At 74.0% G+C, this 12,985-nt stretch carries 15 protein-coding genes; 6 read left to right on the top strand and 9 right to left on the bottom strand.

What is annotated here, in order from left to right; all coding sequences use genetic code 11:
* The first annotated feature begins 28 nt into the window (after window positions 1-28).
* From H291_RS0110430 to H291_RS29475, 3 genes are all read left to right on the top strand, one after another.
* Window positions 29-313, top strand: a complete 285-nt coding sequence (locus tag H291_RS0110430) for a hypothetical protein (protein ID WP_020014939.1) — start codon at window positions 29-31, stop codon at window positions 311-313.
* A gap of 3 nt (window positions 314-316) precedes the next feature.
* Complete coding sequence (locus H291_RS0110425) at window positions 317-1,096, top strand: GNAT family N-acetyltransferase (protein WP_020014938.1); 780 nt, start codon at window positions 317-319, stop codon at window positions 1,094-1,096.
* 61 nt (window positions 1,097-1,157) lie between these two features.
* Entirely contained in the window at window positions 1,158-1,880 is a 723-nt protein-coding gene (locus H291_RS29475; protein WP_198012445.1) for a PAS and ANTAR domain-containing protein, read from the top strand.
* Between the two features lie 18 nt (window positions 1,881-1,898).
* Here the strand turns inward: H291_RS29475 and H291_RS0110415 are convergent, their stop codons facing one another.
* From H291_RS0110415 to sigJ, 4 genes are all read right to left on the bottom strand, one after another.
* Window positions 1,899-2,921, bottom strand: a complete 1,023-nt coding sequence (locus H291_RS0110415) for a DNA topoisomerase IB (RefSeq protein WP_198012444.1) — start codon at window positions 2,919-2,921, stop codon at window positions 1,899-1,901.
* An 88-nt stretch (window positions 2,922-3,009) separates the two neighbouring features.
* Window positions 3,010-3,681: a rhamnogalacturonan acetylesterase gene (locus H291_RS0110410; protein ID WP_033325876.1), complete on the bottom strand. Its 672-nt coding sequence runs from the start codon at window positions 3,679-3,681 to the stop codon at window positions 3,010-3,012.
* A 95-nt stretch (window positions 3,682-3,776) separates the two neighbouring features.
* Window positions 3,777-4,232, bottom strand: a complete 456-nt coding sequence (locus H291_RS0110405) for a carboxymuconolactone decarboxylase family protein (protein WP_020014934.1) — start codon at window positions 4,230-4,232, stop codon at window positions 3,777-3,779.
* A 71-nt stretch (window positions 4,233-4,303) separates the two neighbouring features.
* Window positions 4,304-5,176, bottom strand: coding sequence for an RNA polymerase sigma factor SigJ (gene sigJ / locus H291_RS0110400; protein WP_026365613.1), 873 nt, complete (start codon window positions 5,174-5,176; stop codon window positions 4,304-4,306).
* 79 nt (window positions 5,177-5,255) lie between these two features.
* Between sigJ and H291_RS0110395 the strand changes: the two genes are divergently transcribed.
* Complete coding sequence (locus H291_RS0110395) at window positions 5,256-6,557, top strand: NAD(P)/FAD-dependent oxidoreductase (RefSeq protein WP_020014932.1); 1,302 nt, start codon at window positions 5,256-5,258, stop codon at window positions 6,555-6,557.
* 20 nt (window positions 6,558-6,577) lie between these two features.
* Here H291_RS0110395 and H291_RS0110390 read toward each other — a convergent pair whose 3' ends face one another.
* The 5 genes from H291_RS0110390 to H291_RS0110370 all read right to left on the bottom strand — a co-directional run bounded on the left by H291_RS0110390 (window position 6,578) and on the right by H291_RS0110370 (window position 10,948).
* A complete protein-coding gene (locus tag H291_RS0110390; protein WP_020014931.1) occupies window positions 6,578-8,227 on the bottom strand; it encodes an FAD-dependent oxidoreductase in 1,650 nt (549 codons plus the stop codon).
* Between the two features lie 48 nt (window positions 8,228-8,275).
* Window positions 8,276-8,869: a TetR/AcrR family transcriptional regulator gene (locus H291_RS34135; protein WP_020014930.1), complete on the bottom strand. Its 594-nt coding sequence runs from the start codon at window positions 8,867-8,869 to the stop codon at window positions 8,276-8,278.
* A 78-nt stretch (window positions 8,870-8,947) separates the two neighbouring features.
* Window positions 8,948-9,322 carry a YciI family protein gene (locus H291_RS0110380; RefSeq protein ID WP_020014929.1) on the bottom strand — a complete coding sequence of 125 codons (375 nt, stop codon included), beginning with the start codon at window positions 9,320-9,322 and terminating at the stop codon, window positions 8,948-8,950.
* 71 nt (window positions 9,323-9,393) lie between these two features.
* On the bottom strand, window positions 9,394-10,347 hold the full coding sequence (locus H291_RS0110375; protein ID WP_020014928.1) for a proline dehydrogenase family protein: 954 nt from the start codon (window positions 10,345-10,347) through the stop codon (window positions 9,394-9,396).
* Window positions 10,348-10,399: 52 nt separating this feature from the next.
* A complete protein-coding gene (locus H291_RS0110370) occupies window positions 10,400-10,948 on the bottom strand; it encodes a hypothetical protein (protein WP_020014927.1) in 549 nt (182 codons plus the stop codon).
* 143 nt (window positions 10,949-11,091) lie between these two features.
* On the opposite strand from H291_RS0110370, the gene H291_RS0110365 reads away from it, so the two are divergent.
* Both H291_RS0110365 and H291_RS0110360 read left to right on the top strand, forming a co-directional pair.
* Window positions 11,092-12,327 (top strand): sensor histidine kinase, encoded by a 1,236-nt coding sequence (locus tag H291_RS0110365; protein ID WP_020014926.1) that lies wholly within the window; start codon window positions 11,092-11,094, stop codon window positions 12,325-12,327.
* Window positions 12,324-12,926 carry a response regulator transcription factor gene (locus H291_RS0110360; protein ID WP_026365612.1) on the top strand — a complete coding sequence of 201 codons (603 nt, stop codon included), beginning with the start codon at window positions 12,324-12,326 and terminating at the stop codon, window positions 12,924-12,926. Before H291_RS0110365 ends, H291_RS0110360 begins: the two co-directional genes overlap by 4 nt.
* Window positions 12,927-12,985: the final 59 nt, after the last annotated feature.

The raw sequence follows: 12,985 nt of genomic DNA, 5'->3' as shown, positions 1-12,985 counted from the left end.
CCGGGTCCGGAGGTTCCGCATGTCATCCATGAACCGAGACAACGTCATCGGACAGGTGGCCATCGAACGGGCGAAGTGCATCATCGCCGTGGCGCGGGACGTCCAGGACGACGAGGCCCGGCAGGTGCTGCGGGACGCGGCCAGCGACGCCCACGTCCCCGAGAGCATCGCCGCGGCCCAGATCATGACGGCGCTCCAGGCCGACGGCGCCGGCGACGAGGCCGAGACGACCGTCGAGATGCTGGAGCGCGGGCTCACCGCCGTCCGGCCGCCTGACCAGGCACTGCCCGCTCCTGGGGCGGCTACGGTGTGAGGCATGCCGACGCCCGATGACGACACGGTCCGGTTCTGGGGTCTGGCCAGCACGCACCGGCAGCTCGCCGGTTCGGCGCTCGCCCACCGCGCGGCGGCGCCGTCGCTCGGCCTGGCCAACTTCCTGTACGCCGTGGTGCCCGCCGACGCCGACACCCTGCGGCGCGACCTCGCCGAGGCGGCGCGGGACGGCTGCACGCGCGTCGTCGTCGAGCGCCGCACGCCGCCGTGGGTCGAGGCGGAGCTGCTGCTCGACGGCTGGCAGGCCGAGGACGAGCTGCGGCTCGTCCTGCCCACCCGGCACGACCTGACCAGGCCCGCGCCTCCGCACGAGGTGCGGCGCGCGGACGACGCCGATCCCGGCTGGGCGGCGCGCGCCGCGATGCTGCGCACCGACCACGTCGAGGAGGACGTGCGCCACGGCGTACCGGTCCGGCCGCAGGTCATGACGGACGCGACCGTCGCCCACCGCCAGGACCTGGAGCGCCACGCGACGTACTGGTGCGCGCTCCGGCACGGCGAGGTAGCGGGCTTCGTCTGCGGGTGGCTCGCGCCGTCGGGGCAGGGCGTGGTCGAGGACGTGTTCGTGGCGCCGGACCACCGCGGCCACGGCATCGCCACCGCGCTGATCCACCACGCGGTGGCGCGGCTCCGCGACGCCGGCGCCGGGCCGGTGAGCATCGCGGCCGAGGTCGGCGACACGCCCGGCCACCTCTACTCCCGCCTCGGGTTCCGGCCGCACCACACGGCCCGGTCCCTGACCGCGCTGGCCGTCAGCGGGTGAAAGGGCTAACGTGACGCGAGGAGTCAAGCCACGGCGCCGCACCGCGATGACGGAGGCCCCGATGGCAACGACGACTACCGGCGACACCACGCCGCACACTCCCTTCCTCGGCGACACGGTCAAGAACCTCGCGGTAGGTACACCCGTTCTCGCAGGTCAGTACCGGGTCGAGCTCGCCACCGGCACCTGGTGGTGGTCCGACGAGGTGTACCGGATGTACGGGTACGAGCCCGCCCAGGTCACCCCCGGACCGGAGATCCTGCGCGCCCGCCGCCACCCGGACGACCAGGACCGGGTGATCCGCGAGGCCGTGCGCTCGCTCCGGTCCGGCCACTCCTTCACCTGCGCGCAGCGCGTCGTGGACGTGCACGGCAGGGCCCGCACCCTGCTCGTGACCGGGCAGGCCGTGCGGTCCGAGCGCGGCCCGGTCCTGGTCGGGCAGGTCTGCGACGTCACGCCCCTGCAGCACGAGGCCGTCGCCCGCGCGGCCCAGCGGTCGGTCGACAACGCGATGGCGACGACGGCCACGATCGAGCAGGCCCGCGGCGTGCTCATGGCCGTGCACGGCGTGAGCGAGGAGGAGGCGCTGACGATGCTCACCGAGCGCGCCAGCGCCGCCGGCGTCGACCTGCGGACCACCGCCGCGCAGCTGCTCGCCGGCCTGACCGGCAAGGCGCGGCTGGGTGGTTCGGCGGCCACCCGCGTCGGCCGGATCCTGGCGTCCGTGGTGCCGGTCAAGAAGACCCGCACCAACGACCCGCTGCTCACCCGCCGGGCGGCCTGAGCCTGCCGGGTCAGGCGCTCAGACGGTCAGGAGCTTGAGGAGCGCTCGCTCGTCCGCCGTCATCCAGCGGGACGAGCGGGCGGCGTCCGCTCCCGAGCGCGCGATCAGCCGGTCGAGCTCGGCGCGGTCGTCGGCCAGGATCGCGGGGTGCACGTAGCTCTTGCGGCACACCGCCGGGGTGTTGTGCAGGTGGTCGGCGGCGACCCGGACCGCCTCGACGCGCTGCGCGTCGTGCTCGGCCTGGTTCGCGGGTTCGAGCCCGCGCAGGTGGCCCAGCGCGATCGCGCTGGCGCCCCAGGTGCGGAAGGTCTTGGCCGTGTGGTCGGCGCCGGTCACCCGGGCGAGGTAGTCGTTGACGTCGCCCGAGCCGACGTCACGGACCTCGTCCCCGTCCACGTACCGCAGGAGCTGCCGGCCGGGCAGCTCCTTGCACCGGCGCACGATGTTCGCGACGCGCCGGTCGTCCACGACGACGTCGTGCGGCTCCCCCGACTTGCCCTGGAACCGGAATCGCACCTCCGCTCCCCCGACGGTGGCGTGCCGGTTGCGCAGCGTGGTCAGCCCGTAGGACTCGCCCGAGCGCACGTACTCGTCGTTGCCCACCCGGATCAGCGTCTCGTCGAGCAGCCGGACGACGGTGGCCACCACCCGGTCCTGGGTCAGCCGAGAGGCACCCATGTCGGCGTCGACCTGCTTGCGCAGCGCGGGCAGCGCCTCGCCGAACCCCGCCAGCTCGTCGAACTTCACGGCGTCCCGGTACCGGCGCCACTCACGGTGGTAGAGGTACTGCTTGCGGTTCTTGGCGTCGCGGCCCGTGGCCTGGACGTGCCCCGTCGCGTCCGCGCAGATCCACACGTCGGTCCACGCAGGCGGGATGACGAGCGCGCGGATCCGGTCCAGCGTCGCCCGGTCGGTGACCCGCTCGCCGTCGTCGTCGGTGTAGCTGAACCCGCGCCCGCGGCGTCGGCGGTGGATGCCGGGGTCGGCGTCGCAGCTGTGGGTGAGCCCGTTCCGGGCCGGCTCCTTCATGGGCAACCTCACCACGACGCACCTGTGGCCGCTTCTCGACCTCGGTCAACGTAACCGACCGGGGCGGGGGCGGCGAGCTCGGCGTGCCGGTCCGTGCGTGTCAGCCCATCAGCTCGAGCCCCCGGGCCGGGAGGTGCCCGTCGGCGCGCTCGATCGCGCGGAATGCGCGCGCCACGTAGGCCGCGATCCGCGTGGCGCCCCGCTCGTGGAAGTGGGTGTCGTCCTCCTTGCCCTCGGGCCATACCGGGTGCTCGCCGGGCGCGAGATGGCAGAACAGGTCCTTGGCCGCCGCCGGCCCCAGGTCCTCGTACAGCCAGGTGGTGAGCACGGTCAGGTCGATCAGCGGCACCCCGAGCTGCTCCGCCAGGTCGCGGACGGCGTCGGGGTAGTCGCCGTGCGTCGGCGTGATGCGCTCACCGTCGAACCAGCGGCGTTCCGGCGAGGTGCACAGGATCGCGCGCGCGTCCCGGGAGCGGACGTCCTCGACCATGCCGCGCAGCCGCGTCGTGTACCCGCCGCGTGCCGCGAGCAGCTCGGGTTCCTTCTGGTCGTTGTGCCCGAACTGGATGAGCACGGTGTCACCCGCCTCGACGCCGTCGAGGAGCGGCCCCCAGCACTCCGCGAGGAACGTCTCGGTCGTGGCGCCGCCGAACGCGTGATTGCGCACCGGGTCCTCGACGTAGCGGCCGAGGAACCCGCCCCAGCCGGACAGGGGCAGCTCGTCCGGCTTGGGATCGGCCACGGTGGAGTCGCCGGCAAGGTGGTAGGTCATGCGTCCGTCCTGTTCGTCGTCGTCCGTCCGTGCCATCGTGCCCGCAGAGCGTACGCGGCCGCCTTCGGCTGCCGGTCGCGCGTGGACGATTCCGGTCAGGCCACGGCGTACCGGCTCGTGATCGCGACGCGGTTCAGGGCGTTCATCACCGTGACGACCCACGAGACGGCCGAGACCTGCTCGTCCGGGAGCACGGCGGCCGCAGCCTCGTAGTCGGCGTCCGGCACGTGCCCGTCGGCCACCAGGGTGATCGCCTCGGCCAGGCCGAGCGCGGCGCGGTCGGCCGCGGAGAAGTAGCCGGTCTCCCGCCAGGCGGGCAGCACGGCGATCCGGTCCGGGTGCTCGCCCTTCTTCAGGGCGTCGGCCGTGTGCATCCGCAGGCAGAAGGCGCAGCCGTTGAGCTGCGAGGTGCGGATGCGCAGCAGCTCGATCAGCAGGGGGTCGAGGCCTGAGGCCAGGGCGTTGCTCTCGGCCTCCGCGGACAGGGTGAGCAGGGCCTTGTACGCGTTCGGGTGCTGCTTGCCCAGGTCGACGCGCTGCGTGGTGGTCATGGTTCTCCTTCGTCTGGTCCGTCGGACGCCAGGGAGACGACACAGCCAGCCCGGACGTGACGCCCGGACGCTCAGACGTGCACGAGCTTGTCCGGGTTGACCACGCGGCGGTACGCGGTGATGCGCCCGTCCGCGATCTGCACCGTGTCCACGGAGAAGACCTTGCCCTCGCGGTGGAACACGAGCGACAGCTCGCCGCCGACCTCCACCAGGTCGATCCGGTCGGGCGGCAGCTGGTGGCCGACACGCACCATGACCTCGGCGACGCGCTGCCCGCCGAAGATCGGCTTGCGCGCCGCGTGCACCTTGCCGCCACCGTCGGTGACGTAGACGACGTCGGGGTCGAGCAGACCGACGAGGCCCTCCAGGTCACCGGTCTCGTAGGCGCCGCGGAACGCCTCCAGCACGCGCTCGCGCTCGGCCCGGGAGACGCGGGACGTGCGGGGCTCGGCGTCCTTCTGCGCGGCCACCCGCTGCCGCGCCCGGGAGGCGAGCTTGCGGGCGCCCGGCACGGTGACGTCGAGGATCTCGGCGATCCGGGCGAACTCGAGCTCGAAGACGTCGTGCAGCACGAACGCGACCCGCTCGGGCGGGCTGAGCCGCTCCATGACCAGGAGCATCGCCGCGGTGACCGAGTCGTCGACGAGCACCGGCTCGGCGGCGTCCGGCCCGGTCAGCAGCGGCTCGGGGAGCCACGGGCCCACGTACGACTCGCGGCGCCGGCGGGCGCTGTTCAGGATGTCGTAGGACCGCCGGGCGGCCACGGTGATGAGCCAGGCCCGCAGGTTGCGTACCTCGTCGAGGTCGGCGCCGAGCGCGCGCAGCCAGACGTCCTGGGTGACGTCCTCGGCGTCGGCCACGCTCCCGAGCAGGCGATATGCGGCGCCGAAGACCGCGGGCCGGTGCTCGGCCCACTCCTGCCGGAGCCGCTCCTGCCCGGGCATGTCCGTCACTGCGCGGGTCCTTTCGCTCGATCGGCAGCAGCATAGACGGGGACGACACGACCGGAGACGAGGCGGGACGATGAGCGAACGCACCCAGCGGGTGGTGATCGTCGGCGGCGGGTTCGCCGGCTACAACGCGGCCAAGGCCCTGCGCCGCGCCCTGCCACGCACCGCCGACGTCGAGATCGTGCTGGTGAACCGGACCGACTACTTCCTCTACCTGCCGCTGCTGCCGGAGGTGGCGGCGGCCGTGATCGACCCGCGGCGGGTGACGGTCTCGATCCCGGCGACCCTGCGCGGCGTCCGGCTCGCGCTGGGCGACGTGACGGCGATCGACCCGGAGCGGGAGGTCGTCGCGTACACCGACCCGGAGGGCGCCGCGCACGAGCTGCGGTACGACCGGCTGATCGTGGCGGCGGGCAGCGTCACCCGGCTGCTGCCCGTCCCCGGCGTCGCCGAGCACGCGCACGGCTTCCGTGGCGTGGCCGAGGCCCTTTACCTGCGTGACCACGTGATCCGCCAGGTGGAGCTCGCCGCCGCGACCGACGACCAGGCCGAGCGGGACGCGCGGTGCACGTTCGTCGTCGTGGGCGCCGGGTACACCGGCACCGAGGTGGCGGCGCAGGGGCCGCTGCTGACCCGGGCGCTGCTCCGCCGGCACCCCGTGCTGGCGCGGCAGCGGGTGCGCTGGCTGCTGCTGGACCTCGCGCCCAAGGTGCTCCCGGAGCTCGACCCGCGCCTGTCCCGCACGGCCGCCCGCGTGCTGCGGGAGCGCGGCGTCAAGGTGCTCACCGGCGTCTCGGTCCAGGAGGCGACGCCGGACGGCGTCCGGCTCACCACGGGCGCGGACGTCGCCGCCCGCACCCTGGTCTGGTGCGTCGGCGTGCGGCCCGACCCGCTGGTGGGCGGCACGGGCCTGGAGACGCAGAAGGGCCGCCTGGTCGTGGACACCACGCTCGCCGTGCCCGGGCGGCCGCACCTGTTCGCCTGCGGGGACGCCGCGGCCGTCCCGGACGTGACGCGCCCCGGCGAGGTCACGGCGATGACGGCGCAGCACGCCACCCGGCAGGGCACGCTGGCGGGCCGCAACGTCGCGGCGTCGCTGGGCCACGGCGCGACGGGCACGTACAAGCACCACGACCTGGGGTTCGTCGTGGACCTCGGCGGCCTCCAGGCGGCGGCCAACCCGCTGCAGGTGCCGCTGTCGGGGTTCCCCGCGAAGGTCGTCACGCGCGGCTACCACCTGATCTCGATGCCCGGGAACCGGGTCCGGACCGCCGTCGACTGGCTGCTCGACGCCGTGCTGGGGCGCCAGTCGGTGCAGCTCGGGATCGTGCGGGGCGCCGCCGTGCCGCTCGACACGACGCCGCCCGAGGCGTGACCCGCTCAGGCCTGACCGGCTCAGGCGACGGGCACGCCCAGCACCTGGTGCACGGAGGCGACCGCGCTCGACCCCTCGCCGACGGCGGCCGCCACGCGCTTCATCGAGCCGCGCCGCACGTCGCCGACCGCGAAGACGCGCGGGATCGACGTCTCGAACGGGAGCGGGCCGCGCCCGAGCCCCGCCCACCCGGTCAGCGCGCCGGGCGACACGTCGACGCCGGTGCGGATGAAGCCCGCCGGGTCCCGGTCGAGCTCCTGGAGCCAGGTCGTGGCGGGCTCGGCCCCGATGAAGCAGAACAGGCCCCGCGCCTCGACCTGCCCGGCGGTGTCGATCGAGACGGACTCGAGGTGCCCGTTGCCGCCCAGCCCCACGATGTTCGACTCGCGGTGGATGTGGATCCGCGGGTCCTCGGTGAGCCGGTTGACCAGGTACGACGACATCCGGGCGCCCAGGTCGCCGCCGCGCACCACGAGGTGCACGGGGCAGCCGTTCGCCGCGAGGTAGAGCGCGGCCTGGCCCGCGGAGTTCGCGCCGCCCACGACCACCACGGGCGACTCGGTGACCTGCTTGAGCTCCAGGGGCGTGGCCGCGTAGTGGATGCCGGACCCCTCGTACTCCGCCCAGCGGTCCAGGTGCAGCCGCCGGTAGGCCGCGCCGGAGGCGACGATCGCCGCGCGGGCCCGGACGGTCCGGCCGTCGGTCAAGGTCAGCTCGAGCTCGTCCCCGACCGGGCGCAGCGCCGCCGTCTCGCACGGCGCGCAGACCCGCACGCCGAACTTGATGGCCTGCAGCGTCGCCTGCCCGATCAGGGCGCCGCCGCTCACGCCGAACGGGAAGCCCAGGAAGTTCTCGATCCGGGACGTCGACGCCGCCTGGCCGCCCGGGGCGATCGCCTCCAGCAGCAGCGTGCTGAGCCCCTCGGACGCCGCGTAGATCGACGCCGCGAGCCCGGCCGGCCCGCCGCCGATCACGACGAGGTCCACGACGTCGTCGTCGGTGGCCTCGTAGCTCAGCCCGAGGCGGTCGGCGATGATCCCGGGCGTGGCCCGCACGATCGGCTCGCCCTGCACAAACGCGATGGGCAGGTCCTCGCGGGCGTAGTCGTGCAGCGGGTGCGACAGGCTGCCGTCCGCCGGCATCGGGACGGCGGTGTGCACCAGGTCGAGCCGCTCGGCGAACCGGCGCAGGGCGAGATACTCCCCCGACGACTCGTGCCCGACGAACTTCAGGGTGAGCGCCGCCGGGCCCCGCCGCAGCAGCTCCCGGCGGGCCCAGAGGGCGTGCAGGATGGCGTCGCCGAGCTCGTCCTCCTGCGCCAGGAGGCGGCGCAGCTCCGGCCGCTCGAGGAACCAGACCCGGCCTGGGCCCGTGGCCCGGGCCGAGAGGAACGCGCTCTGCCCGTTGAGCAGCCCCAGCTCGCCGGCGAACGAGCGGGGTCCCATGGTGGCGACGACCTCCTCGCCGACCCAGCGCAGCGCGTCGCGCACCACCTCGATCTCGCCCGACTCGACCAGGACCATCGGGTAGTCCCGCTCGCCGGTCCGGAACACGTAGTCGCCGGCGACGACGTCGCGCGGGGCCGCCCGGGCAAGCAGCTTCTCCCACTGCGCGTCGGTGAGCCGCGGGGTGAGCTCGGGGTCGGTGAACTGCTGCTGCGTGGTGGTCATCTCCACCCTCCTCCGGGGTGCCTCATCGTATCGCCGGGGCCGGCGGCGTCATCGCGCGGACAGCCCGTTCTCGAACAGGTCGACGAGCGCGGCGGCGAACTGGTCGGCGTCGAGCTCCGGGTCGTCCTGCAGCGCCTGCTGGTAGCCCTCGACCGCGCACAGGATCGCGTGCGCGGTCTGCTCCAGCGGGACCGGGCGCAGCGCGCCGGCGGCGTGCGCCGCCCGGAGCACGCGGAGCAGCGGCTCCCGGAGCAGCGCCTCGTCGAACGCGGCGGGCTCGCCCGGCCGCTTCCAGCCCGCGGACAGGCGCCACAGCGCGCCGACGCCGTCACGGTGGGTGTCCTGCCAGTGCACGAAGCCCCGCAGGTAGGCCGCGAGCCCCTGGTCGGGCGACCCCGCCGCGGCGACGGCCGCGTCGATCGCCGCCAGGCAGTCGCCGAGCACCGTGTCGGTGAGGACCGTGAGCAGCTCGTCCTTGTCCGCGAAGTGGTAGCTGATCATCCCCGGGCTGGACAGGCCGGCCTCGGTGGCGATGCGCCCGAACGAGGCCTTGGACAGTCCCTCGCGCGCGATCACCCGCACGGCGGCCTCGACGATCTGGGCGCGCCGCGCCGTCGTCGTGAAGGACGGTCGTACTTGCATGAACAACTCCTAGCAGGCGTGAACAGAAAAGCGCCGGTACCACCACGAACGGTGGCACCGGCGCCCTGCGTCGCGAGGTTACTCCGGCGCCTCCTGCAGCGCACGCACCTCGATGCGCGACTGCAGCGCCGCCGAGGCCCGCTCGGCCCAGCCGAGCGCGGTCTCCTCGTCGGCGACGTCGATGATCCAGAACCCGCCGACGTACTCGGTGGCGTCGACGAACGGCGCGGCGACGCGCTTCACCTCGTCGCCCGTGGCGTCGACGGTGATCGCCGTCGACGGCGGCTGGAGCCCGCCCGCGGTGACGAACGAGCCGGACTCGTTCAGGGCGGTGTTGAAGCCGTCGACCGCGGCGATCATCGCCTCCAGCTCGGCCGGGTCCATCTCCTGCATGGACTCCATCGTCGGCTCGTCGGCCGTGTCGTGCGGCATCGTGAGGAAGTACTGGGTCATGTAACCGGTCCCTTTCTGTTCGGTTGAACTGAAATTAGGTCGCATGAGCAATACTCGCAACGAAAATGCGGTCAGGGGCGGAGGTCGGCGAGCGCGGTGATGACCCGCGTGGGGTCCTCGGCGATGCGGTTCAGCACGTAGAGCCACCACTCGTCGCCGAAGATCAGGTACTCCCTGGTGGCGAATCCTTCGCCGTGCAGCTGGTCGAGCAGCTCCGTGCCGAGCCCGAGCAGCATCTCGAACTCGACGCCCGGCTCCGTGAGCGCCGCCCCGTGCCGCTCGCGCAGGGTCGCGACCAGCTCGTCGTCGTGCGTGGCGAGGAAGACCGGGTGCCGTGCGTCCAGGAGCTCGGCGGTCTGGGCGAGGTAGGCGTCGGTGAGCTCGGCGCTGTCCCGGCGGTAGGCGACCGACTCGGGTTCGAGGAAGGCGCCCTTGACGAGCCGCACCGGCCCCGGGTGCCGCAGCACCCGGCGCAGGTCCTGCGGCGTGCGGTGCAGGCGGGCCTGCAGCGTGATGCCCACGTGGTCGAACTCGGCCGAGAGCGCCTCGTGGAGGTCGAGCACCAGGTCGGTCCGGTCGGACCCCTCGGCCGAGATCACCAGGGCCGTGCCCAGGTCGGCGGTCGCGGCGGCCAGCTCGCGCGCGTGGGCGAGCCCGAGGTCCCGGTCCACGAGCGAGCCCACGTGCGAGAGGTCGAACGAGATCGTGGCCGGGACGTCCGCCGCGCGCACCGCCTCGACCAGCCGCAGGAACACGTCGGTCTCCCGGCGCGCGGTCGCGGCGTCGCGGATGCTCTCGCCGACGTAGTCGATGCTCGCCGTGTGCCCCCGCCGCATCCCGGCCCGGGCGGCGTCGATCGCCTGATCGACGGTCTCGCCGGCCGTGTACCGCCGGGCGATGCGCGCGGCGGCGGCCGCGAGCGCCGGGTTGGCGAGGACGGTGCGCTTGAGGTCCTCGTCGAGGGCCCACGCGCGCAGGGTGTCGGCCGCTGGTTCCAGCTTCAGTTCCGGGGAGGTAGTGGTCATGTCGCCTGATCGTAGGCGGGCTCGCGGGCCGGGGTACGGGCGGTGACCGGGGTCAGACGACGGCCCGGAGCACGCCGCTGATGATGAGCGCGGTGAGCGTGGTCCACGCGAAGATCGCGATGGCCTGCCACACGAGGATCCGGGCCTTGCCGACGCCGGAGGCGGCGAGCATGGTGGCCGTGAAGTGTGTGGGGAGCAGCAGGGGGCCGAGCAGGCTCACGCCGGGGACGCCGTAGCGCTCGTAGGCGCGCTGGAACTTGGCGCGGCGCGCCGAGCCGCGGTCGTCGCCGTGGTCGACGCGGGTGCCGGCCTGCGCACCGCCGACCAGGACGCCGTCGCGGGCCAGGACCTTCTCGCGGTGGCGGGTCACGACGGCGGTGCGGGCGCCGGCGCTGAGCAGCACGAGCACGGCGACGGTCAGGAAGTTGCCGACCATGGCTGCGATCGCGGCGACGACCGGCGGGAGGCCGCCGAGGATGCCGATCGCGGCACCGCCCTCGCCCTCGACGAAGGGGATGGCGCCGGCGAGCGCGACGATGAGCGGCTGGAGGAGCTCGGGCACCTGCCCGAGCAGGTTCTGGAGGGTCTCGACGAGGTTCATGGGGTGCTCCTTGGGATCGGGCTTGCGTTGATGTCCCTAGTCCACCCGCCGGGCGCGCGGCGCAGAAGTGTCCGCCTGTCACCGCCTTCCGGGCGCTGCGCACACCCCGGCCATGACATGTGTCATGCCCGTAGCCTGGGCCGATGAGCAGCAGACCCGTTGATGCGGGCCCCGCACCGGCGCCGGTCGACGCCCGCAGCGCCCTGCGCCTGACCCGGAGCGTCAGCGCGACCTGGTGGTACATGTCCCTGGGGATCGTCGCGTTCGAGCTGATCGCCGTACTCCTGACGGTCGTCGTCCTGGTCGAGGACGAGCGCGACGCGCTCACGACGCTCGCCGTCGCGGCCGGCGGGCTGCTGTGGTGGCTGACGACGCTCCTGCCCCTGGCCGCCTACCGGCACCGGGCCGAGGACGTGTCGCTGCTGGTCCCCCGCCGGCATCTTCCGCCGCTGCTGGTCGGCGTGGCGTACGGCCTCGGCGCCGGGTACGCCACCGGGATGTGGGTGGTGCTGGTGCTGCCCCTGCTCCAGGCGGTGATCCTCCTGAACTGGCCGCCCGGGGTGCGCCTGCGGGTGGTGGTGGCCGCTACCGCCCTGCTCGTCCTGCTGTGGGTGGTCGACGGCAACTTCTCGCTCCGGTCGGGCAGCGCCCCGAGCGCGTTCCAGCTCGCCTTCCTGTCCACCATCCTGCCGATCACGACCGTCTCGTCGCTGTGGTGGTGGGACGTGCTCGTCACGCTGGACAAGGCCCGCGCCTCGGAGGCGCGGCTCGCCGCGACCCAGGAGCGGCTGCGCGTCGCGACCGACGTGCACGACCTGCAGGGGCACCACCTCCAGGTGATCGCGCTCCAGCTCGAGCTCGCCGAGCGGCTCATGCCGCAGGACCCGGCCGCCGGCATGGAGCAGCTGCGCGCGGCACGCGTCAGCGTCGGCGAGGCGCGCCAGGGCACGCGCGACCTCGCCACGCGCTTCCGCTCCGTGCCGCTGCGCGACGAGATCGCCAACGCGGTGGACCTGCTGCGCGCCGCCGGCACGGTCGCCGAGGCCACGGTGGACCCCGACTCGCGGTACGCGCCGGCGTCCGCCCTCGGTCCGGTGATCCGAGAGACGACGACGAACGTGCTGCGCCACGGCGGCGGCCGGTGGGCCCGCCTGGACCTGTCGCGGTCGAACGGGTCGTGGCGGTACGAGATCGCCAACGACGTCGCGGACGGCGTCGACGCCGCCGCCCTCGACCCGGCCGGGACCTCCGGCGGAGCGGGTCTGGAGGGCATCGCGCGCCGGGCCGCCGAGGTGGGCGGGCACCTGGACGTGCGGCGCGAGGACGGCTCGTTCACCGTGACCGTCACCGTTCCCAGCGAAGGAGAGAACGCAGGATGATTCGAGTGCTGCTGGCCGACGACGAGGGGATGATCCGGTCGGCCCTGGCCGCGCTGCTGCGCCTGGAACCGGACATCGAGGTCGTCGCGGAGTGCGCCGACGGCGCCGAGGCCGTCGCCGAGGCCGCGCGCCTCAAGCCGGACGTGTGCCTGCTGGACCTCGAGATGCCGCGCCTCGACGGCGTGGAGGTCGCCGAGCGCCTGAACCGCACGACGGCCACCCGCTGCGTGATCGTCACGCGGCACGCCCGGCCCGGCGTCCTGCGGCGGGCGCTGGCCTCGGGCGCGGCCGGGTTCCTGCCCAAGTCGCGTGGCGCCGACGAGGTCGCTGCGGTGATCCGCCGGGTCGCGGCCGGCGGGCGGTACGTCGACCCGGAGGTCGCCGCGGACGCGCTGAGCGACGAGCGCTCGCCCCTGACCGACCGCGAGCTGGACGTGCTGCGCGCGGGCCGGAACGGCGAGACGACGCGCCAGATCGCGCGCACCCTCTCGCTCGCCCCGGGCACCGTGCGCAACCACGTCTCCACCGTGCTGGGCAAGCTCGCGGTCGAGACCCGGCAGCAGGCCGTGCTCCTCGCGCAGGAGCGCGGCTGGATCTGACAGGCACGGGCGGCGGGTGGTGCCCGGCGTCGGGCCGGGTCGGTTACTGTTGTCGCGCC

It is taken from the genome of Promicromonospora sukumoe 327MFSha3.1 (assembly GCF_000385135.1).
GTDB classification, from domain to species: domain Bacteria; phylum Actinomycetota; class Actinomycetes; order Actinomycetales; family Cellulomonadaceae; genus Promicromonospora; species Promicromonospora sukumoe_B.
This window is presented reverse-complemented; position numbering and strand designations above follow the sequence as displayed.